This is a genomic window from Paraliomyxa miuraensis (genome assembly GCF_026337845.1).
GTDB lineage: Bacteria > Myxococcota_A > Polyangia > Nannocystales > Nannocystaceae > Paraliomyxa > Paraliomyxa miuraensis.
Window position 1 is genome coordinate 729,325 of the sequence record NZ_JAOVZF010000164.1, and the last position, 20,405, is coordinate 749,729.

Below are 20,405 nucleotides of genomic sequence, written 5' to 3' on the forward strand. Positions count from 1 at the left end.
CGCGACCGCGGTCTGGGGCGCTCGTCCGTGCCTCGGCCTCAGGGCGAGAACGGATCGTTCATGTCGTCGAGCATGACGCTCTTCTTGGACTTGCTCGCCTTGGGCTTGCGCTTCTTGGACGGACGCGCGCGCTGCTGCTGCGAGTCGATGAAGCCGCCGACCTCGCCATCGAGCTCGCGGGCGCGCTCGAAGTTGGCCTCGGCTCCGGGGTCGTTGCCTTCCTGCGTGTCGCAGAGGCCCAGTCCCGCGAACGCTCGCGCTCGCACGCGGGGATCGTCGTCCTCGAGCGCCAGCGAGTACTCTTGGCGCGCCGCCACGCAGTCGCCAGACTGCCGTGCCCGATCGGCTCGCGCCACGATGTCCCAGCGCCCCGAGGCCGGCCCGGCGCTGCTGCCGGCCTGCTTGTGGGGCTCGGCCGTCTTGGAGCCACCCATGACGCCACCGGGCACGTCGCCCAGCGAGCCCATGCCCGTTGCCTTGGGCTTGGCGTCCTTGTCTGCATCCTCTGCGAGCTTGGCCTCGGACGCGCCATCGATCGCGCCTTCGTCGGTGGGCGCATCGGGGGCCGGTGCCGCGGCGGGAGTGGCTTGGGCCGAGCTTTGCTCGGGCGGATCGAGCGGCTCGAGCTCACGCGCTCGCTCCCCTTCCTCTGGCGCCTGATCGTCGACAGCCTCGTCGGCGGCGACCGTCGGGGCCGATGCCGTGGGCGTGAGGGGTGGCTCGGCGAGCTTGGCTCGATCCTCGGGATCGAACACCCACAGCACCAGCGCGGCGGTCCCGGCCAGCGCGAGCGCGGGCATCATGAAGCTCCGCCGCACTCGGCTCCACCACGAGTCCTGCGATGCCGCAGCGACGGGAGCCACCGCCGCGACTCGGTTCGCCTCGGCAATGACGTCGTCGAGCACGCCCGCACGAACGTCCTCGAGGGGCAGCGCCTCGCGGCTGGCCACGAGCAACGAGCGGTAGTCCTCCAGGCGCTCTCGCACCGCGGGGCTCGTGCCGTCCTCGAGCCACCGATCGATCGCGCCCGGAAGCTCCAGATCCTCGAGGGCATCCTCGAGCAGATCGAGCTCGGCGGGGCCGAGATCCAGGTCAGCCATGGGCGGCCTCCTCCATGGCGTCGCCGATGGCCACGGGACGCAGGTCGGCCAGCTCCTCGCGAAGCTTGTCGAGCGCATACCGCATGCGGCTCTTGACCGTGTTCTCGGGGGCGCCCACCGTCTCGCCGATCTCACGGAAGGACATACCCGCCATCAGCCGCATGAGGAAGACCTCGCGCTGATCGGCGGGCAAGCGCAGCACGGCGCCGTTGATCCGGGCACGCAGGCGGGGCGACTGCGCCATGAGCTCGAGCGGCAGGTCGTCGGAGGGGATCGTGGCCAGCAGCGACGGCGCGTTGCCATGCCCGGCCCGACGGCGCAGCGGTGCATCGAGCGACTCGTGATCGCGGAAGCGGGCGCGCCGGCTCTCGTCCACGCACAGGTTGCGCGCGATCGTATAGACCCACGTGGTGAAGCGGGCCGAGCGGCGGTAGCGGTCCTTGGAACGAATCACGCGCAGCAACACCTCCTGTAGCAGCTCCTCGGCCCGGGCGGGAGCGTGGACGCTGCGCAGCAGGAAGTTGTAGAGGCCCCGGCTGTGGCGGGTCACCAGGACCTCGAAGGCGTCGGAGTCGCCGAGCCGGAACTCGTCCATGAGCTCCTCGTCGGTTCGCTCGGATGGATCTGCCGTACGCATGGGATGGGCCAGACAGCGGGGGGCCTGCGCTCCGCGGGCGTCATCGCCGATGCTCCAAGCCATGCTCGAAGCCGGAAGCTGCGCGATGTGCGGAGTCGCCATGGCCGGTTCGGTTCCGGGGCCTGGCAACGCAGCGAGCGCCCGGTCGATCTTTCGAGTCTGTCGGCTGACGGTCTCGGCCCTTCTGGCGTCAACATGTCGACGATCGGGTGGTCGATTCGTCAAGATCATGACGATCGGCGTCACCAACATCGCATCGCCAGGAAGATGACATCCCCAAGTCATGAGCGTATCCCTGAGGTCGAAAACGCTCGATCGTGGAATCATTGGGGTAATCGTCAGGCATTCCCTCGCTGGGTGAGTGGCACGTAGCTGGCAACTAATGGGAGCGTCCCTGGCGAGGGACTTGGTAGCGAACGACGCAAGACAAGAATCCACAGCTCGGCGGGCGCGATGTCTCCCCCGGCATTCGGCCCAGATACTCTCCCCGAGCTGTAGGAACCCCGACCCCTCCCTTGGCATCTCCCCCGGTGCCAAGGGTTTTTTCTTTTAACCGCCCCGAAGGCGCCGCGACCCCTCGCACGGAGGGCCCAAGACGGTTCGAGGATCTAAGGCTCCCGCGGCCGATGGACCCGGGGCACGCGGGTGTTGATGGCGACCAGCACCTCGTGCGGGATGGTGCCGCCCCACTCGGCGAGGTCCTCGATGCCGATGCTCTGCTCGCCGGCAGAGCCCAGCAGCACCACCTCGTCGCCGTTGTACGCGGTACCGTCGGGGCCTAGGTCGACCATCAGCTGATCCATGCAGATTCGGCCGACCACGGGCCGGCGGATGCCACGAACGAGCACATGGGCTCGGCCCGAGAGTGCGCGAGCATAGCCATCGCCGTAACCGACCGGGAGCGTGACCACGCGGGTCATGGCACTGGGAGCCCAGGTCGACCCGTAGCTCACGGGCTGCCCTTCCTTGACCACCTTGAAGTAGACGACGCGGGTGATCCAGCGCAGGGCGCCCTTGACGGGAACGATGGCCGGAACCTCGAGCGAGGGGCGAGCCCCGTAGAACAGGATTCCCGGGCGCACCATGTCGAAGTGGCTGTCCGGGAGCTGCACGATGGCGCCGCTGTTGGCCGCATGGCGCATGGGGGTGGGCAAGCCGCGACGCTCGTAGAACGACAGCACCTCTGCGAAGCGCTCGAGCTGCACGCGTGCATGTGCGAGGTCGGCCCCGTCGGCGTTGGCGAAGTGGGTGAAGATGCCCTCCACGGCGACGTGGCGGCAGCGTAGCGAGGCTTGCAAGAGGGTCTGCGCGCTGTACCAGTGCACGCCGATCCGCTCCATGCCGGTGTCGATCTTGAGGTGCACGCGAGCCCGCACGCCCAGCGCTGCCGCGTGCTCCTCGATGGCCTGCAGCTTGTCGACCGACGAGGCGGTGAGCACGAGATCGTGCTCGAGGAAGCGGGGGATTTGCTCGCCCACGATCCCTCCGAGCACGAGGATGGAGGTGCGCACGCCCTCCTGGCGCAGCCGCATGGCCTCCTCGAGGTAGGCCACTCCGAGCATGGGCGCACCGAGGCGATCGAGCATGCGGCCCACGGCCACCAGGCCATGCCCGTAGGCGTTGGCCTTGAGGATCGGCATCACCTTCACCTGCGGGCCCACGTGGGACTGGATGGCGCGGTAGTTGGCTTCGAGCTGGGCGAGGTCCACTTCGAGGTACGTGGGCCGCAGCTCGTCCGTGGTGATGGTGGGCTCGTGCAGCGGTGGCACGCCGGGAGTGCGTTCGTGGCTCGCCGCTTCCGGGCGGGCGTCCTCGGGTGCCGAAGCTCGGCGGGCGCCATCGAGCGTGGCCTCGAGCTGGTCTCGTCGTTGGCGCTCGCGGGCCTTCTCGCCCTTGGTGCGGCCGTGCGCAAGCGCGTTCGCGTCGGCCTGGCGCTTCTCGGCCTCCTTGCGCTTGCGCTTGCGGGCCCGGCCCAGGTTGATCACGTCGCTCATCGGGGCGTCGTAGGAGGAGAACGCAGCGGGAGAGTAGCGTAGGATCTCGCGTGGGGAGCGTGCGGGTGATCTCGACCCGAACCTGGCGGGTGCATGATCGTTCCGACGGCTTGGGGCACCAACGACGAGGGCGAAGTGAGATGACGATCCGAGCTCGACTCCTGCGCGCAACGCTCAGCCCGAGATCCGACTCGGGGATGGGCTCGGTGATGGGCCTGGCGGCCGGAGGTCTGGTGGCCGGAGTGCTCGCGGGCTGCCTGTATCACGAGGAAGACTTCGTGGCCGAGTACGCGGTGGAGGTGTGCCGGATGGTCCGCGAGTGCGGCCGCGAGCTGCACCTGCCCGGCGAGAGCGAGCTGCTGCCGGCCACGAGTGCATGCGAGGGCATGATCGAGGCGCACTATTCCACGTGCATCTCGGGCTGCAACTATCGCCCTGCCAAGGCGCGCCGCTGTCTGCGGCGGCTTCGCGACAACGAGTGCGAGGGCGAGGTCGTGACGGCCGATCCCGACGACGACCACGACGGCGACGAGACGATCCCCCTGGTCTGTGACTTCGTGTTCAACGAGTGCGAGGGGGGTGACGACCAGGAGATCCAGTGCATGTCGCCCAACGGCTGTGCCGTGGGCGAGCGGCCGGGGGAGGGCTGGCTCCTGGGGCTGGGGCTGTTGGGTCTTTGGTGGGTGGGGAGGCGTCGCGCTCGCGGGGCATGAGCTCGGGCGTCACCGGGGTTCATCGCCTCGGGGTCTTTGCGGCGTCGGCCAGCGAGGTCACGCTCACCAGGGCACAGGGCGGGTCGGTGATGCGAGCCAGATCCGGGTCACCACAGTCGGCGAAGGGGAGCTCGTGGAGCTCGACGTTCCACGGCAGTGAGCGAGACATCTGCACCGAGTGGGGATGCGTAGCGATGGCCAGCACGCGCCGATAGCTGCGCCGAACCGCGAAGTCGGAGGCGGCGACGCTGGTCATGCGCCCGATCCACCCCTGCCCGCGGCGCTCGGGGGCAGTGCCGCCGATGTTGAAGTACACGACCTCGCCCCGAGCGAGCGGGCGCTCGCGATGGTAGGTGTCGATGTACCAGCTCAGGCCGAGCGACAGCATGCTGCTCCAGCGTGCGAGACGGGGGTTGTCGCCCGCAGCCTTGGCCTGCTCCTCGGCGAGTTCGTCGACCAGATCGATGGCGGTGTAGAAGCCGACGATGCGGTCGGTGTCGGGCTCTCGCAGCATGAGGCCGAGGTCGTCGGCCAGGGCCTTGGCACAGATCCGGGCGGCCGTCGGGCGGTAGTCATCGGCGGTCACCCCGAGCGCCCGAGCAATGACGTTGTGCGAGGTCCAGACCGCGGTCACGCACTCCACGATGGCTTCGAGGTGGGCGTCGTCGAAAGGCTCGATCAACGGTGGGGGGGCGTCTGGGGGGCGGGGAGCGGGGGAGCGTGGTGACGAGCCCATGACAGGGCATGCATCATAGGCGCGGTCTTGCGTCGCGACGTGCAGGGTCGGGAACGCGAGCCGAACCCGCCGCCAGGACTGCTCCTGACGGCGCGGACTGGTAGGCGGGACAGGAATTGAACCTGCGACCAGCGCGGTGTAAGCACGCTGCTCTACCACTGAGCTACCCGCCTGTACGGGCCCGTTGCTGCCGTGGCGGCGCACCGTATCACGGCCGCCGGAGGCCCACCAGCCCCGCTAGCGCAGCAGCTCGCCGACCTCCAGTACCCGCCGTAGGATCGTTCGCTCCGTCTCCGCAATCGCGTCGAGCCACGCGCCGGCCGTACATCCGTCGAGCACGGCCTCGCCACCGGTCAGATCCGACAGCGGCACCAGCACGAAGTCCCGGTCGCCGATCCGCGGATGCGGCAGCGTGAGGCCCTCGACATCCACCCGCAGCTCCTGCCAAGCGCCGTGGTCGTCGGCCCGCTGCACCACCAGCAGATCGAGGTCGAGCGTCCGTGCATCCCACCGCTTGCGTCGCTCTCGACCATGCCGCGCCTCGAGCTCGAGCAACCCCTCGAGCAGCTGCCGAGGCTCGAGTTCGGTCCGCAGCTCGATCACCGCATTGAGGAACGCCCCCTTCGAGGGCCCCACCGGTCGCGTCTCGTAGACGGCCGAGCTGCTCACCACCCGCGTGCGCGGCACGATGCCCTCGGCGAGCATGCGCACGGCCGAGCGGAGGGTGGCCAGCCGATCGCCGAGGTTGCCTCCCACTCCCACGAATGCACGTAGCTCGCCGCCTGCGTGCGATCCAGCCGGTGACGGCATCGGTGTCACTTCTCCGCGCTCGAAGGGGCCTTGGCCTTGCCAGCCTCGTCGCGCTTGGAGGCCGCAGTGGTGCCCTCGGCATCGAGCGACAGCGGCTTGCCCCCGCTCGCTCCGCCCCGATCGCCTCCGGCCGACGCAGCCCCTTCGGCCTCGAGCGACAGCGGCTTGCCTTCGCCGCCCTCGTCCCGCTCGCGCTCGCCCTCGTCCCGCTCGCCCTCGCCCTCGTCCGCCTCCGTAACCCGCGCCTTGCCCGGAGCCGGGCCGACCGGCCCGGGCTCGATCGCCACCTTGCCCCGGTGCTCCCTGGCCGCCTCGCCGCCGTAGGGCACCATGAAGCTCACGGCCATGGCCCGCGTGCCGTCGATCCGCAGCACGCCCTTGACCACGAACGGCTCGGGCCGCGGGGGCAGCTCGTCGCCGGCCTTGGCGGTGCCCACCTCGGACAGCGGTGGCACGCCCTCGGGCGGCGGGGCTCCCTTGCCCTTCTTGCCCTTCTTGCCCGCCGCAGCCGCAGCGGCCGCGGCTTCGGCAGCCTCGCGTGCGGCCTCCTCGGCGGCGACCCTGGCCGCGTCGGCGTCGGCCTTGGCCTGGTCCCACGCGGCGGTCGCCTCGATCACGTCGCGCGCCTCCTGGGGCAGATCCTCCACCGCAGGCAGCAGGAACCGCACGGCGCCGTCGTCTGCGGTGGGCTCGGTGGTGCTCCACTTGCCCACGAGCAGCTCGACGGTGCGCCCGCGCAAGGGAGCCCGCGGCTCCTTGCAGGGCGCCGCGCCACCATCGTCGCGGCGATAGGCATCGGTGTAGCGCACCTCGTCGCGCGTGCGCACGGTGTCGACGACGGCGGCGGTCAGCAGCACCACGCCGATGGCGGTGAAGATCCCGCCAATTCGATAGCCGGAGCCCTTGTCCTCCAAGACCTCGCCCTCGGGGGTCACGGTCTGGGCCTGGGAGTAGGCCTCGGGCCGGATGAGGCCGACCAAGCCCCCGGCCGTGGCGGCGGCCCCGAATCCGTACTCGAACCACATGGCCCCGCGAGCAGTGCGCTTGTCGACCCGCTCGATCCGCGTGACCGGCAGGTGGCGCACGGCGGTGCAGGTGCGGCTCTCGGCCAGGCGCAGGGCCAGGCGGTCACCATCTTGCGTCCACTCGGCCTCCAGCCCGCGCCCGGTGATCTCCGAGCCATCACCCCCGAGCACCAGCACGCTGGCCTCGGACCGCTCCACCACCTCGACGGTCGAGCGCGAGATGACCTGGGCGCAGCCGCACAGGGCCACCGATGCCGCCAGTGCAACCGATCGTCGAGCCCATGCGCGGAGCCTCGTCATCGCCATGCCGTGCCCCTCTGCCCTAGAGCGAGATCGCCTGACCGAGCCGCTCGCCCACGGTGCGGGCCACGGTGGCCATCAGCTCGTCGCCGTTCTTGGGGGCAACCCACCGATCACCAGCCTCGTCGTAGTCGAAGTGCCAGGCGTCCTTGTTGGCGGCCATCCAGATCTGACCGGCCGCGCTGTGGGCGTTGATGATGAACTTGCCGCCGTCGGAGAAGGCCAGCGTGAGCACGTCACCGGCGAGATCGACGTCGAGATCCTCGTGCTCGAGCCCCCCGAGCACGTCGTCGATGTGCTCGAGCGCCTCGGCCGAGAGCTTCAGGAAGCGTCCGCGCTCCATGCGGGCGCAAGCCTGGGCGATCCCCCGGCGCGCGTCAATCGGCGGGGGAAGCCGTCGCAGGTGCCGCGGCATCCGCGGTGGTCGGCTCGACGGCCGCAGATGCCTCGGCCTCGGCGTTGGGCGCCTTGGCTTCGGTGGCCTCGGCCTCGGCCTTGGCCGGATCGGGGATCGGACGCCCGAGGATCTGCTCGGCCTCCTCGCGCGACAGCTCGACGATCTCCTGCTGGCTCCCGTCGGGCATGGTGATGACCCTGCGGTGCTGCTTCATGGGGTCGGGCGCGGGCGCAGGCGCCTGGGCTGCGTCGTCACCCTGGCAGCCGCCCGCGGCGCGCCACGCCAGGAAGGAGATCACCGGGAGGTAGATCGCGAGACGGATGAGGATCCCGCGCCGAGGCCAGCGCATGGCGATACGGTGCCGCACGCGACTCGGTACCGCAAGGGCTGGGGCCGTCGTTGGCGGGTCGAGGGGTCAGGGCAGCACCGTCACGTCGACGTAGCGCTCGGTGCGGGCCTCCACGCGACCGCTGCGCTGGAGCACCTCGGGGTAGGGCGCGAGGGCGACCCGCGAGAGGGTGTAGGTGAGCGTGCAATCGGTGGTGCTCTGAGAGGTGAGCACGCCGGCCGGGATCGTCCACTGCCCGGTGTCGGGCACGAGCACGCCGGCCTCGGTCTCGTAGGTGTGCCCCTCCTGCATCGCCACGAGGCACTCGCCGCCGCCGATCGGCTCGCCCAGGCGCAGCCGCATCATGCCGCCGTCGAGGGCCGGCTCCCACTGCACGAGGTGCTCGGCCGAGGTCTCGAAGATCTCGCCGTCCATGGGGGCGACGACCTCGAACACTGCCGGCAGCTCGATCGACATCTCGATGACCTCCGCCTCGGTCTCGCGCTCGAGCCGGAAGTCGAAGCTGCGCGCTCCGTCGGCCGGCAGCGACAGCGCGTACTCGATGCGGTCGGCCTTCTCGGTCATCACCGGATCCTGGCCGTTGATGGTGAGCCGGTCGGTGCTGCAGAGGCGCAGCGGCGAGTTGGCCCCGCGGCGATCGCCGGCCTCGAAGTCGATGGTCGCCCGCACGTCCCACCCGCTGTCGACCACCAGCGCGACCGCCGAGATGTCCTGGGTGGCGATCTCACAGGTCTCCCCGTCGTCCACGGCGCACCCGAGGGCCGCGGCGAGGGCACACACGAGCAGCGCAGCGAGCGGCCGAGCCCCGGATGCACCGAGACGACGCGCACCGAGACGACGCACGGCGAGCGCCCTGCTCCTGCTCCACCTGCGTGCGCGTCGTCGCTCCATCATCGTGCTCCACTTGCGACTCGAGAACGGCTCAGAACGGCTTGATCACGGCCATGATCACGACCGTGATGAGGATGACGGTGGGCACCTCGTTGATGAGCCGACACTGCCTGGACGTGAGCGTGCAGCGACCGGCGGCCAGGTCCTTGCGCACCTTGCCGCTGTAGAAGTGATAGCCGAACAGGAACACCAGCATGGTCAGCTTGACGTGGAACCACCCGCTCGCGAGATAGCCCGAGAACCCGCGGGACCACAGGCACACACCGAAGAGGGTGGTGAGCACCATGGCCGGCGTGCAGATCCCCCGGTAGAGCCGCCGCTCCATCACCTCGAGCAGGTCGGTCACCTCGCGCTTGCCCGCGTTCTCCACGTGGTAGACGTAGAGCCGAAAGATGTAGAAGAGCCCCGCAAACCACGTGACCACGCCGATGATGTGAAGGGCCCGGAGCCAGTGGTAGCTCACGCCGGCGAGCGTAGCAGGCCCACGCGTGAGTCGAACCCGCCTGCTCCCAGACCCGGCGCTCCCGAGCCCCGGCACCTTCGAACCCCAGCCCCTTCGAGGACGGGCGCGGCGCTCCAGGCGGGATGAACGCGCGTTGTGCGCATGTGCGCATGGCCGCGCGAGAGGTGCTCGGGGCAGTGCGTCACGATGCAGGATCCGCGCAGCCGCGGCCCCATGGTGACCCCTCGGGGTTTGGGCCCAGCCGGGCGGGTGTTGTACGGTAGACCTTGATAGGAGCGGGACGGCGACGCGTGCATGATGACGAGCACTCGATGAGGCCACCGACGCCGAGTGCGTCGTCGGCCGTGGAGCCCGATGCGCCGAGCCAGGTTGGACTGGCGAGGATTACTCCCCGCAAGATCCGAGTGAGCCGAGGCCAAGTGCAAGACCGACCGAGCAGCACCGACGCCAATCCGATGAATCGGCTGGTCCCGTACCTCGACCTGTTCGGGCGCCTGACGGACGACGAGCTGGCGCGCCTGGCCGGAGTGCCGGCCTCGATCGCGAACAACCTGCGGCGACAGGTCGTGCAAGTCGACCGCGCGCTCGCTCGCTTTGCCGACCTGCTGCCCCGGCTGACCGACGCCGAGCTGGTGCGGCTGACGGGAGCGGCTCCCAAGACGGTCCGGTTCTGGAGGCTGTGCCAGCCGCGAGCCGCGATGACCGGCGGCGATGGGCAGGGATGGTCGGTGTCACAGTCGACCGAAGGGACGGGGCGAGCCCATGGCTTGGACGAGCCGCTGCGCCGCCCACCGACGGCCCCGCACCCGGTGGCGGTCCCGCACCCGGCAATGAGCGACGAGACGCCGCTGGACAGCGGAGCGCCGCTCGAGCGCCGCCACTATCGCATGCCCACGGGAGAGCGCGACGCGGGCCCTGCCTTGCGCCCGCGCGAGGCATCGGGGTCCCACGGGCTGGCGTCGTCGTTTCCGGTGGACCTGTCTCGGCCCCGCACCGGTCGCACGCAGGAGCTGCCCTCGCAGACGCCTGCGGACGAGCCCTCGCCCGGCCCCCCGCCGGAGCTGGTACAGCGACAGCAGGCGGTCTCCCAGCAGATGACGTTCGCGGGGGCCCCGTTCCCGGGCAACGACTACTCGGAGCCGGTCGAGGCGGAACACGAGAGCGACGACGGCATCTTCATTGGTCTCGAGCTGCCCGATCCTCGCACGCTGCGGTAGCCGCGAGCCGCTCGAGCCGCTCGAGCGCATCGGGGATCCGCTCGGAGAGGGCGGGGCGAGCCACCAGGTAGATGTACTCCTCGTTGCGAAGGTGGCTGACCGTGCCGACCTTGTCCCCGCTGGGATTGTAGATGCCGATCTGAGCGCCGACGTAGCGCTTGAAGTCCTTGGTCACCACGAAGACGGTGCCGTGGCGTGCGAGTCGCTGCTCCATCTCCTGTCGGCTCTGGTAGCCCTCGTTGTTGAACGAGACGACCAGTAGCGGCGAGGACGCGGCGTCGATCAGGTCGTCGAACGTGAGCTGGTGCTCGCGCTTGGAGTTGTACTTGCTCTTGCGCTCGCGGCAATCCAGGCGCTTGCACGCGACACCGTAGACGTCGGGCTTGTCCCACAGCACCAGCGACTCCCAGATGTGATAGTTCGAGAGGTAGCTGTGTTGGTTGTAGGGCGGGTCGATGTAGGCGACGTCGACGTCGAGCGTTCGTACCGCCTCGTTGGCGTCCATGCGCAGGGCCTCGCAGCGCCCGTGCCTCACCGCGGGCAGCACGTCGGGCATGCGTAGGGTCAGCGGGTTGAAGGCCCGGGGGGCCCATTCCTTGACGTAGGCCATCTGGAGGCCACACGTCGAGTCCACGCGATCGGCGGCTTCCATCAGGGAGGTGAGCACGACCGACCGGAGCGGGGACGGGAGGCACTTGCGCTCGAGCTCCTCGCGGATGGCGTCGATGCGCTCGCCGTTCTTGGGCTGAAAGAACCGGGAGTCGATGCAGAACGTCTGGGTGAAGTAGCCCGCGCGGCCCGGCAGGCGCCCGAGCTCGTCGAGGAGCTTGCTGACGTCGCGCTGGACGTGCTCGAGATCGGCCGCCACGTAGCACTCGGCCAGGCAGTGGGCATAGGCATTGTGGTCGTTGGCGATCACGCGAAGGCCCGCGCGCTTGAAGGCATGGCCGACCCGGCTGGTGCCCGAGAACACGTCGGCGACGCTGGTCAGCTCCGGGAATTGCTCGAGGATCCGTACCAGGCTGGGAAGCAACGTTCGCTTCGAGCCGATGTACTTGATCATCGTCGCGGATCGGGAACGCGAGCTCCCGCGCTGGCGATGATGGTTCGAGGGGTACGGGCACGCAAGCCTCCCGGCCACGTGCTGGCCTCGCGGTCACCGCCGGCCGAGAAGCCCATCGACACATCGTGAGCCTCCTCCATCACCCCTCGAATTCATCCCCTTCGGGCCACGGCGGCCCACCCGTTGGCCACGAGCCGGCCAACGGGCGGACCACGTTCGATCCATGGCCTCGCCAACCCACCGAGATCATTCGACCCACCTCCCGGAACCGAATTCGCAAGGCCACCAGGTCATGCAAACACGTCGGTATCCCCGAGACATCCACGATGCCTTCGCTCGGCGTGTGTTCGCTCGCGCCGACACGGTGTCGATCCTGCTGCGGCACGTGCTTCCGCCACGTTGCCTCGCGTATCTCGATCTCGGTTCCCTCGAGCTCGCCTCCGCCGACTACATCGGCCGCAAGCTCGGCCGGCGCAGCTCCGATCTCCTCTTCACGGCGCGCCTGCGTGGCACCACCCGTCGCATCGGCCTCTACGTTGCGCTCGAACATCAGTCCACGCGCGACCGCCTGCTGCCGCTACGAGAGCTCGAGTATCTCCTCCTCCTGTGGAACCGACATCGAAGGCACCGTCGTCGTCGCGCCCAGACCCTCCCGTTCATCCTCCCCATCGTCCTGCTCCAGCGCCGCGCCTGGACCTCGCCAACTCGCCTCTCCGAGATCATCGATCTCCCGCCCGAGATCCTCGCCGCCTTCGACACCCCCGTGGAGCTGAAGATGATCGCCGACGATCTCGGCAGCTCGGTGCTCGACGATCCCCATCCCGATCGCTCCACCGTCGCGTTCGTCGAGCTCGCCCGGGCTCTGCTGCACGCACACCGCAACCCGCCGGCGCAAACCAGAGAACGAGCCGCGAGCCTCGTCCCCCTGATCGAGACGCTCATGCTGGACCCAAAGTGCTCAGATGACGTCATCACGATTTGGGCCTATACCAACGGAGCATTCAAGAAGGGTTCGCCGATCCATACAGCCCTTCACCGTGCCATCAACCCCGGGAACCTGCCGATGACCGACGAAGACATCCTGATGAAGCCGTGGATCGACAAGGGCTTGCGCAAGGGCCTGCGCAAGGGTCGTGCCGAAGGCCTGCAGAAGGGTCGTGCCGAAGGCCTACAGAAGGGCCGTGCCGAAGGCCTGCAGAAGGGTCGTGCCGAAGGCATGCAAAAGGGCCTCAGCGAAGGCCTCGTCAAGGGGCGGGCCCGCTCGTTGCTCGACGTGCTCGAGTTGCGGTCCCTTCGGTTGCCCTCCACTGCGCGCCAACGGATCCTCTCCACCAAGGACGAGCAGGTCCTCGAGCGGTGGTTCCGCAGGGCGCTTGCCGCTGCCTCGGTCGAGGAGATCTTCGACGAGCCGCTCTCCGCGAGCGCGGGCGCAGCAAGGTGAACCAACCGTTGCATCCCGGCTCCTCAGGTGCCGGGCACGTGCCCGAAGATCGCGATGTGCAGGCGCGGTCCGAGCATGAACCCGTGCTCGATGCACACGGGCACCAGCGCGGCGTAGTCCGAGGACAAGCGCGTGGGATCGGTGCACTCGGGCATCAGGAGCACTTGGGGACGCTCGCGATCGGCCACGCGTAGCTCGGCGAGCATGGCCTCGACCTCGCGCACGTCCTCGTGCAGCGTCTTGGGAGCTCGCGCCCGCACCACCAGCTTGAGCTGCCACGGATGCTCCATCAGCGCCCGCAGCACCTGCGGTTGCCACCGCCGCGCGTCGTGCCGGGGCCCCCACACGGGGTGATCGGGCGTGCCGTGCGAGAGCTTGGGCGATAGTGACATCAGGTCGCACTCGACGTCGTCGGGCGCCACCGTGCCGGCGGTCTCGAAGGTCACGTGGTGCCCGGCGCGACGCAGGCGGCGCGCCAGCTCGACCATGCCGGCAAACAGCAGCGGCTCACCACCGGTGAGCACCACGTGCCGCGGCCCCTCGGCGCACGCCTGCACGATCGTCTCGAGCGCCACGTGCTCCCCCGTGGGCGCCCACGAGGTGGTGGGCGAGTCGCACCAGGCGCAGCGCAGGTTGCAGCCGGCCACCCGTACGAAGGTGCTGGGCACGCCCGCCAGCCGGCCCTCGCCCTGCAACGAGACGAATGCCTCGTTGATGCGGAGCGTGTCCCCGGACACAGGGGCCGGGGCGGGAGTCAGGGGCAGGCGCACGCTCGGTTGGTCCCATGGATCGCGTCCGCTGCCAAGCGGGGGCTCCCGCGGGTGATGCGAGCGCCGGGCGGTTGACCGGCCGCAACCGTGGGGTACGCTCCGCCTCCATGCAGAGTCTTGGGCAAGGCTCCCGCCGCCGCATCGTCGACGTGCTGACCCTGTCGCCCCCGCAGGAGGGGATCGTCGTCAAGGGCTGGGTGCGAACCGTTCGCACCAGCAAGCAGGTCGCGTTCCTCAACGTCAACGACGGCAGCAACCTCTCGGGGCTGCAGGTGGTGGCCGGCGAGGATCTGGAGAACCGCGAGGAGGTCGGCCACCTCACCACCGGCTCGGCGGTGGCGATCACGGGCACCCTGGTGGAATCGCCGGCCAAGGGCCAGGCGGTCGAGCTCCGGGCGACGGCGGTGGAGATCGTGGGCAAGGCCGACCCCGACTACCCGCTGCAGAAGAAGCGCCACGGCTTCGAGTTCCTCCGCACGATCGCGCACCTGCGCAACCGCACCAACACCTACGGCGCGGTGTTCCGCGTGCGCAACGCCCTGGCCCACGCGACGCACTGCTTCTTCCAGGACCGCGGGTTCGTGTACGTACACACCCCGATCATCACGGCTAGCGATTGCGAGGGCGCGGGCGAGCTGTTCCGCGTGAGCACGCTGGACCCCGAGAGCCCGCCCCGTAACGACCAGGGCCAGATCGACTGGTCGCAGGACTTCTTCGGAGGCAGCACCTACCTCACGGTGTCGGGCCAGCTCGACGTGGAGACGTTCGCGCTGGGCATGAGCGACGTGTACACGTTCGGCCCGACCTTCCGCGCCGAGAACAGCCACACCTCGCGGCACGCCTCGGAGTTCTGGATGATCGAGCCCGAGATGTCGTTTTGCGACCTGGCGGGCGACTGCGACCTGGCGGAGGCCTATACCAAGCACCTCGTCACCACGGTGCTGGAGCGCTGCGCCGAGGACATGGCGTTCTTCGACGAGCGCGTGGAGAAGGGCCTGGTGGAGCGCCTGCGGGCGGTGGCCGAGGCGAGCTTCGAGCGCATGACCTACGCCGAGGCGGTGCGGCGCCTCGAGGGGAGCGGCCAGGAGTTCGAATACCCGGTGTACTTCGGCGCCAACCTGCAGGCCGAGCACGAGCGACACCTGACCGAGACCCTCGTGGGCCGGCCGGTGTTCGTGACCGACTACCCGCGCGAGATCAAGGCGTTCTACATGCGCCGCAACGACGACGACCGCACGGTGGCGGCGATGGATCTGCTGGTGCCCAAGGTGGGCGAGCTCATCGGCGGCTCGCAGCGCGAGGAGCGGCACGACGTGCTGAAGGCGGCGATCGAGGCGGCCAAGCTGCCGGTCGAGGCCTACCAGTGGTACCTCGACACGCGCCGCTTCGGCACCACGCCCCACGCGGGCTTCGGCCTCGGGTTCGAGCGCATGGTGATGTACGCGACGGGGATGCAGAACATCCGCGACGTGATCCCGTTCCCGCGCACGCCGGGGAATTGCCTGTTCTGATCCTGGAGCGCTCGCCATGAGCGCGGGCTCCATGCACTCGAGCCCCGCTCGGGGCCCACGGTCCCGGCGGGGCTCCATGCACGCTCGGCTCACGGCTCGAGCCGGAACACGCCCACCCCGAGGCCACCGCCGTCGAGCTCGCAGGTGGCGGTGGCCAAGAGGCCTCCGTCGGCGGTGGGGCGCAGGTGGTCGGCCGAGCGGCAGTCCTCGCGGTAGAGGCTCCAGCGCGTCGAGCGATCGGCCTCGAGCCGGCTGATCCGCATGGCCACCGGGCACGGTCCCGGACCCTCCCAGCAGCCGTTGGGATCCTCGGGGTCGAGGTAGAGCCCGTCGCCCACGGCAAAGCCTCCGTCGGGGAACACGGCCAGACGGTAGGTGCCGGGCGCGGCGTCGTTGATCCACGTCCACTGCTCGCTGCCGTTGGTCGCGAGCGCCTTGACCCACGGAGCATCACCCCAGCCGGCGAGCAGCAGGGTGCCGTCGGCGGCGAGGCCCTGGTCGTGGATGCGATCGGTGGCGATGGCGTCGGTCACGAGGGTCTCCCACCGGGTGGCGCCGTCGAGGCGCTCGAGGGTGGCCGCCCAGGCTTGGGAACGGCTGCTGCCGGGGTCGATGCCCAGGCGTCCGCCCACCGCCACGCCGCCGTCGGCGGTGACCGAGACCGCGGTGACCTCGCTGTAGCGCATGTTGGGGTCGCCGAAGGTGCGGCTCCAGCCGAGGTTGCCGTCGGGGTCGACGGGCTGCACCCATGCCAGCGAGTCCTGGCTGCCGCCCACGATCACGCCGCCCTCGGGCAGCCCGGCGAGCGCACTGGCGCGTCCCGGCATGGAGATGCTCCACAGCTCGTTGCCGTTGGCGTCGAGCTTGCGCACCCGGTTGTCGCCGTCGACGGACTCGTCGTAGCCCACGGTCGAGAAGTAGACGTTGCCCAGGGGATCGGTGGTGACGGCAACGGGGAACACGGACGCGTCGACGCCCGAGGGCTCGGTGAGCTCCCACAGCAGCCCGCCGTCGGCGTCGTGCTTGCCGAGCCAGAGCTGGTCGTAGTAGTGGCCGTCGCCCGCGGGGTGCAGGCCCAGGAAGCCCAGCAGGTAGAACGAGCCGTCGGGCGCGACCGCGAGATCGAAGGCGGTTGCATCGGGCCGCAGGGTGCTCCAGCGAACCTCGCCCTCGGTCGCGGGATCGCCATCGGTGTCGGTCTCGGTGTCGCCGTCGGTGGGATCGTCGTGACCCAGCGACAGCGAGCCGGGTTCACAGGCCGACAGGGCCAGGGCGCAGAGGACGAGGGAGGGGACGTGAGTAGGTGCAAGCTTGGTGATCATGATGGGTGAGTCCTCCGAGAGCCCGTGATCCGTCACCGCTGCGATCGATTTCCTTCTGCGGGCTCGGCTGGGCCTGGCCGCGGACGCTACGGGACGGCGTCGGGGCAGCGGGCTCGGACCTTGGCGGCGGCGGGGGTGTGGCCGTGCGCGCGCAGGAAGGCGGTGGCGGCCTCGACGGCGCCCGGTCGGCCGAGCTGGCAGCGAGCGGAGACCTCGATGGCGGTGCGCTCGACCCCGAGCTGGCCCCGAGGGTGTGCCTTGGCGTGTGCGCGCGCGAGCTCGAGCGCCTGCTCGGCGTCTCCGCGCGCGAGCGCCCCGTCGGCGGCTGCGATGCGCTGGATCTCGTCGGCGAGGGCATCGGGGGCGGGCGTGGGCTCGGGGCGCGATCGGGGCTTGGGCCGATCGGTGGACCGAGCCCGGCGGTCCGCCTCGGCCAATGGGTCGGTGGTGACGGGCGTGAGTACGGGCTCGTGGTTGCTCGCGTGTGGCAGCGGGCCCTCGGGTGGGCTCGGCGGAGCGTCGACCTTGGCCGGCATGGACGCGGGCGTGGACGCGGGTATGGACGCGGGCGACTTGGCATCACCGATCCATCCTCCGCCGATCCATCCTCCGCCGATGAGCGCTCCCCCGAGCACCGCCACCAGCACCATGGCCTTGCTGCCTCCGGCGGCAGCGGCAGCGGCCGGGGCTCCGGGCTCCATCAGCGGACGGCCGCCCTCGGCGGGTCCGCCGTTGCCTCCCGGTGGGGGACCGGCCGGCAAGCGGGCGAGGAGTCCTCGCAGCACCCGCTCTTCGCGCTCGGGACCGGGGATGGCCTGCGACATGCCCTCGCGAACGAGCTTCGCGAGCTGGGGATCAAGCGGCTCCATGATCGTCTCCTGGGGCATTGGCCGCCGAGGCGGCGTTGGGCAGGGCGTGCAGCCCCTCGCGAAGATGGCGGCGAGCGAGGCGTAGCCGCGAGTACACGGTGTTGAGCTTGACGCCGAGTAGCTCGGCGATCTCGGGGGACGACAGCTCGGCGATCTCGGCCAACACGAACACCTCGCGCTGCTCGTCGTGGAGCTGGCCCAGCAGGCGATCGAGTCGCTGCAGCGCGAGGCGCTGGCCGACCTCGGCCTCGGGCGTGGGCGGCTCGGTCTCGGGCGGCAGCGCCTCTGCCTTGCGACGCCGACGGTCGAGCTTCTCGCGATGCCGACGTGCGGTATGCAGCGCGATCCCATGCAGCCAGGTGCGCACCGACGAGTCCTGGCGAAACTCGCCGCGCCGGCGGTGCAGCACCAGGAACACCTCCTGGGTCACGTCCTCGAGGCTGGCCTCGGGCACGCCCAGCCGACCGAGCAGCGCCCATACGGAGCGGAAGTACTGGCGGTACGCGTCCACGACCCACTGCACGTCGCCCGACGAAGCCTCGTGGCCGATGTGGTCGGTTCGCTGCGGTCGAGCCCGGGGCATCGCGTGCCCCTTCTAGTCCCACGGGCGCGGCGATTCCGTCACCACGCGCGCAGCTCCAGCCCCAAGAGGCCTCGCAGACCCACCTGTGGCACCCTGAACAACGTTCCTCGAGATCCGACGTGGAAGGCGGGACGGCGAAGCGAGGCGATCACCTCGGCGGTGGCGGTGAGGGCGACCCGGGCGTGGACCCGCACCACCACGGCACCGCTGGCGAGACCACCCACCCAGGCGTCCACGGGGTTGCGGGCCTGATCGATCCCCACGCCGCGGCCGATCAACGGGCCGCCCTCGAGTCCGGCGCACAGCGGGGCGACCACGCGAGCCGAGCCGGGTACGAAACAAGCGCGCACGCCCAGGCTCACCGACTGGAAGCGACCGCCCACGGTGGGCTCGTCGGGATAGGCGATGGTACGCGGAGGGGCGTAGGTGAGATCGGTCTGCAAGCGGAAGCCGCCGCGGGTGATCGCATGGCCCAGGCGTGCGGCGCCGGTCGGCGCGGGCAGGAGGGCCAGGCCCGCGCCGCCGCTCAGGGCGATGGCGTGGGTGGTGGGCTCGGGGGCGGGCTCTGGTGGCCGGTCGGCGCTCGCGAGGACCGGCCGACGCCCGCGGGTCGGGGTGCTCGCGGTGCGATCGGGCTCGGGGATGCGGAGGTCGAGGTCGGGCTCGGGGATGCGGAGGTCGAGGTCGGGCTCGGGGATGCGGGACTCGGGCTCGGGAACGCCGCGGCCGGGGTCGGGGCCGGGCGTGGGCTCTGACTCTGACTCGGTCGTCATCGACGCGGCCGCCACGGGATCGAGCGACACCGCCACCACCAGTGCCACCGCACGGGCGAGTGTCTCGCAGTCGCTCGCGTGCAGAGTCCGGGCAGCGCCGTCGATCTCCACCAATCCCGCGTAGCCCCTCGCCTCGGCGCTCAGCACCACGCGCACGGGCACCGGCGGTGGGCGCCCGAGGAATCGCTGCAGCAGCTCGGTGCCTCGCGCGCGATCGGGGCACCCGGCCGGGGCCGTCCACGATGGCTCGGGCGCGGCCGAGGAGCCCATCGTGAGCATCAGGGTGAACGCGGCGAGCATCGGAGTGGCAGCGAGGCTAGTCCGTCGGGCCGGGGATTTCGATGGGCGCCGCCCTGGCGAGGGCGTGCTAGCGTCCGCCCCGCGACATGGCACGGGCTCCCCGGTTCCGACGCTACGCGTGGGCGTTCTTCGCCTACCTCCTGCTGGTGATCCTCTTTGGCGCCTGGGTCAGGATCACGCACGCGGGTGCGGGGTGCGGCTCGCACTGGCCGACCTGCCACGGCCAGATCATCCCGCTCGATCCCTCGATCGAGACGATGATCGAGTACACCCACCGCCTCACCTCCGGCCTGCTCGGAATCCTGGGCCTGGTGCTGGTGGGCTGGGCTGCGCGCAGCTTCGGTCGCCATCGCGTGACGTGGTCGGCGGTGGTCACCCTGGTGTTCATCGTGCTCGAGGCGATGATCGGTGCGGGCCTGGTCTTGAAGGAGCTGGTGGCCAGCGACGACTCCGTTGCGCGCGCGATCGTCATCTCGCTGCACCTGGTCAACACGCTGATGCTGACCGGCGCCGCCTCGCTCACCGCGTGGTGGAGCACCGACGAGCGCCCCGTGTCGCCGCGAGCGCTGGGCACGGGCACGTGGATCCTCGCCGCGGGGCTCCTGGCGCTGGTGGCCACCTGCATGACGGGGGCCGTCACCGCGCTCGGCGACACCCTGTTTCCCGTGCAGGCCACCAGTGACGCGGGCCTGCTCGAGCGGCTCTCGGGCGACCTGTCACCCGCCAAGCACTTCCTGGTGCGCCTGCGGATCATCCACCCCGTGGTCGCGGTGGTGGCCGCGGGGATCGTCTATGGCGTGGGGGCATGGATCCGCGAGCATGCCAAGGACGATCGCTCGCCGCGTCTCGGTCGCGCCCTGCAGCACGCGGTGCTCACCCAGGTGGTGCTGGGGCTGCTCGACATCGGCCTGGCCGCGCCGGGGTGGATGCAGCTGCTGCACCTCTTGCTGGCCCAGGGGGTGTGGGTGGCCGCGGTGCTGACCACGGTCTCGGCCTGGGCCGGCGCTGCCTCGGCCGCCACGGGCCGACCCGCGTGAGCGAGCACCCGGCGGTGCATCATCGAACGGGTGCGATGCGGCTCGAGCCGCCCATCGTGGGATTGCGACGGTCGTGACTGGCCGAAACCAGGTTTGGCGCTAAC

General features: G+C 70.3%; 21 protein-coding genes, 1 tRNA gene and 1 pseudogene. 6 read left to right on the top strand and 17 right to left on the bottom strand.

Annotation, left to right across the window (positions count from 1 at the left end; genetic code table 11):
• Positions 1-38: 38 nt before the first annotated feature.
• From OEB96_RS46080 to alr, 3 genes are all read right to left on the bottom strand, one after another.
• Positions 39-1,100 carry a hypothetical protein gene (locus OEB96_RS46080; RefSeq protein ID WP_266223392.1) on the bottom strand — a complete coding sequence of 354 codons (1,062 nt, stop codon included), beginning with the start codon at positions 1,098-1,100 and terminating at the stop codon, positions 39-41.
• A complete protein-coding gene (locus OEB96_RS46085; protein WP_266223393.1) occupies positions 1,093-1,737 on the bottom strand; it encodes an RNA polymerase sigma factor in 645 nt (214 codons plus the stop codon). Before OEB96_RS46085 ends, OEB96_RS46080 begins: the two co-directional genes overlap by 8 nt.
• 608 nt (positions 1,738-2,345) lie before the next feature.
• The gene (gene alr, locus OEB96_RS46090; protein WP_266223394.1) at positions 2,346-3,731 is read right to left on the bottom strand and encodes an alanine racemase; all 1,386 of its coding nucleotides are present in this window, start codon (positions 3,729-3,731) and stop codon (positions 2,346-2,348) included.
• 140 nt (positions 3,732-3,871) lie between these two features.
• Between alr and OEB96_RS46095 the strand changes: the two genes are divergently transcribed.
• Positions 3,872-4,444: a hypothetical protein gene (locus OEB96_RS46095; protein ID WP_266223395.1), complete on the top strand. Its 573-nt coding sequence runs from the start codon at positions 3,872-3,874 to the stop codon at positions 4,442-4,444.
• Between the two features lie 19 nt (positions 4,445-4,463).
• Here the strand turns inward: OEB96_RS46095 and OEB96_RS46100 are convergent, their stop codons facing one another.
• The 8 genes from OEB96_RS46100 to hemJ form a co-directional block, all read right to left on the bottom strand.
• Positions 4,464-5,126 (bottom strand): hypothetical protein, encoded by a 663-nt coding sequence (locus OEB96_RS46100; protein WP_266223396.1) that lies wholly within the window; start codon positions 5,124-5,126, stop codon positions 4,464-4,466.
• 152 nt (positions 5,127-5,278) lie between these two features.
• Positions 5,279-5,353, bottom strand: a tRNA-Val gene (locus OEB96_RS46105).
• A 64-nt stretch (positions 5,354-5,417) separates the two neighbouring features.
• Positions 5,418-5,990, bottom strand: a complete 573-nt coding sequence (gene folK, locus OEB96_RS46110) for a 2-amino-4-hydroxy-6-hydroxymethyldihydropteridine diphosphokinase (RefSeq protein ID WP_266223397.1) — start codon at positions 5,988-5,990, stop codon at positions 5,418-5,420.
• A gap of 5 nt (positions 5,991-5,995) precedes the next feature.
• Positions 5,996-7,315 carry a hypothetical protein gene (locus OEB96_RS46115; protein ID WP_266223398.1) on the bottom strand — a complete coding sequence of 440 codons (1,320 nt, stop codon included), beginning with the start codon at positions 7,313-7,315 and terminating at the stop codon, positions 5,996-5,998.
• A 22-nt stretch (positions 7,316-7,337) separates the two neighbouring features.
• Positions 7,338-7,658, bottom strand: coding sequence for an iron donor protein CyaY (gene cyaY, locus OEB96_RS46120; protein WP_266223399.1), 321 nt, complete (start codon positions 7,656-7,658; stop codon positions 7,338-7,340).
• Between the two features lie 34 nt (positions 7,659-7,692).
• Positions 7,693-8,061, bottom strand: coding sequence for a hypothetical protein (locus tag OEB96_RS46125; protein ID WP_266223400.1), 369 nt, complete (start codon positions 8,059-8,061; stop codon positions 7,693-7,695).
• Between the two features lie 66 nt (positions 8,062-8,127).
• Positions 8,128-8,904, bottom strand: coding sequence for a hypothetical protein (locus OEB96_RS46130; RefSeq protein WP_266223401.1), 777 nt, complete (start codon positions 8,902-8,904; stop codon positions 8,128-8,130).
• A 79-nt stretch (positions 8,905-8,983) separates the two neighbouring features.
• Positions 8,984-9,415, bottom strand: coding sequence for a protoporphyrinogen oxidase HemJ (gene hemJ, locus OEB96_RS46135; protein ID WP_266223402.1), 432 nt, complete (start codon positions 9,413-9,415; stop codon positions 8,984-8,986).
• Between the two features lie 455 nt (positions 9,416-9,870).
• Between hemJ and OEB96_RS46140 the strand changes: the two genes are divergently transcribed.
• Positions 9,871-10,632: a hypothetical protein gene (locus OEB96_RS46140; RefSeq protein ID WP_266223403.1), complete on the top strand. Its 762-nt coding sequence runs from the start codon at positions 9,871-9,873 to the stop codon at positions 10,630-10,632.
• On the opposite strand, the gene OEB96_RS46145 is transcribed toward OEB96_RS46140, so the two are convergent.
• Positions 10,592-11,695: a DNA adenine methylase gene (locus OEB96_RS46145; RefSeq protein ID WP_266223404.1), complete on the bottom strand. Its 1,104-nt coding sequence runs from the start codon at positions 11,693-11,695 to the stop codon at positions 10,592-10,594. The two genes, OEB96_RS46140 and OEB96_RS46145, sit on opposite strands and share 41 nt — an antisense overlap.
• A gap of 292 nt (positions 11,696-11,987) precedes the next feature.
• Here OEB96_RS46145 and OEB96_RS46800 point away from each other — a divergent pair.
• Together OEB96_RS46800 and OEB96_RS46155 are read left to right on the top strand one after the other, a co-directional pair.
• Positions 11,988-12,377, top strand: a pseudogene (locus tag OEB96_RS46800) (Rpn family recombination-promoting nuclease/putative transposase); the annotation flags it as partial.
• A gap of 81 nt (positions 12,378-12,458) precedes the next feature.
• The gene (locus tag OEB96_RS46155; protein WP_266223406.1) at positions 12,459-13,136 is read left to right on the top strand and encodes a FliH/SctL family protein; all 678 of its coding nucleotides are present in this window, start codon (positions 12,459-12,461) and stop codon (positions 13,134-13,136) included.
• Between the two features lie 23 nt (positions 13,137-13,159).
• Here the strand turns inward: OEB96_RS46155 and OEB96_RS46160 are convergent, their stop codons facing one another.
• Positions 13,160-13,906, bottom strand: a complete 747-nt coding sequence (locus tag OEB96_RS46160; protein ID WP_266223407.1) for a 7-carboxy-7-deazaguanine synthase QueE — start codon at positions 13,904-13,906, stop codon at positions 13,160-13,162.
• Positions 13,907-14,013: 107 nt separating this feature from the next.
• Here OEB96_RS46160 and asnS point away from each other — a divergent pair, with 107 nt between their 5' ends.
• Positions 14,014-15,417: an asparagine--tRNA ligase gene (gene asnS / locus OEB96_RS46165; RefSeq protein WP_266223408.1), complete on the top strand. Its 1,404-nt coding sequence runs from the start codon at positions 14,014-14,016 to the stop codon at positions 15,415-15,417.
• Between the two features lie 89 nt (positions 15,418-15,506).
• On the opposite strand, the gene OEB96_RS46170 is transcribed toward asnS, so the two are convergent.
• From OEB96_RS46170 to OEB96_RS46185, 4 genes are all read right to left on the bottom strand, one after another.
• Positions 15,507-16,739, bottom strand: coding sequence for an NHL repeat-containing protein (locus OEB96_RS46170; RefSeq protein WP_266223409.1), 1,233 nt, complete (start codon positions 16,737-16,739; stop codon positions 15,507-15,509).
• An 86-nt stretch (positions 16,740-16,825) separates the two neighbouring features.
• Entirely contained in the window at positions 16,826-17,608 is a 783-nt protein-coding gene (locus OEB96_RS46175) for a hypothetical protein (RefSeq protein ID WP_266223410.1), read from the bottom strand.
• Complete coding sequence (locus tag OEB96_RS46180) at positions 17,595-18,191, bottom strand: RNA polymerase sigma factor (protein WP_266223411.1); 597 nt, start codon at positions 18,189-18,191, stop codon at positions 17,595-17,597. The genes OEB96_RS46175 and OEB96_RS46180 overlap by 14 nt, the downstream gene beginning before the upstream one ends.
• Before the next feature lie 38 nt (positions 18,192-18,229).
• On the bottom strand, positions 18,230-19,264 hold the full coding sequence (locus OEB96_RS46185; RefSeq protein WP_266223412.1) for a hypothetical protein: 1,035 nt from the start codon (positions 19,262-19,264) through the stop codon (positions 18,230-18,232).
• 86 nt (positions 19,265-19,350) lie between these two features.
• Here OEB96_RS46185 and OEB96_RS46190 point away from each other — a divergent pair, with 86 nt between their 5' ends.
• The gene (locus OEB96_RS46190) at positions 19,351-20,301 is read left to right on the top strand and encodes a COX15/CtaA family protein (protein WP_266223413.1); all 951 of its coding nucleotides are present in this window, start codon (positions 19,351-19,353) and stop codon (positions 20,299-20,301) included.
• Positions 20,302-20,405: the final 104 nt, after the last annotated feature.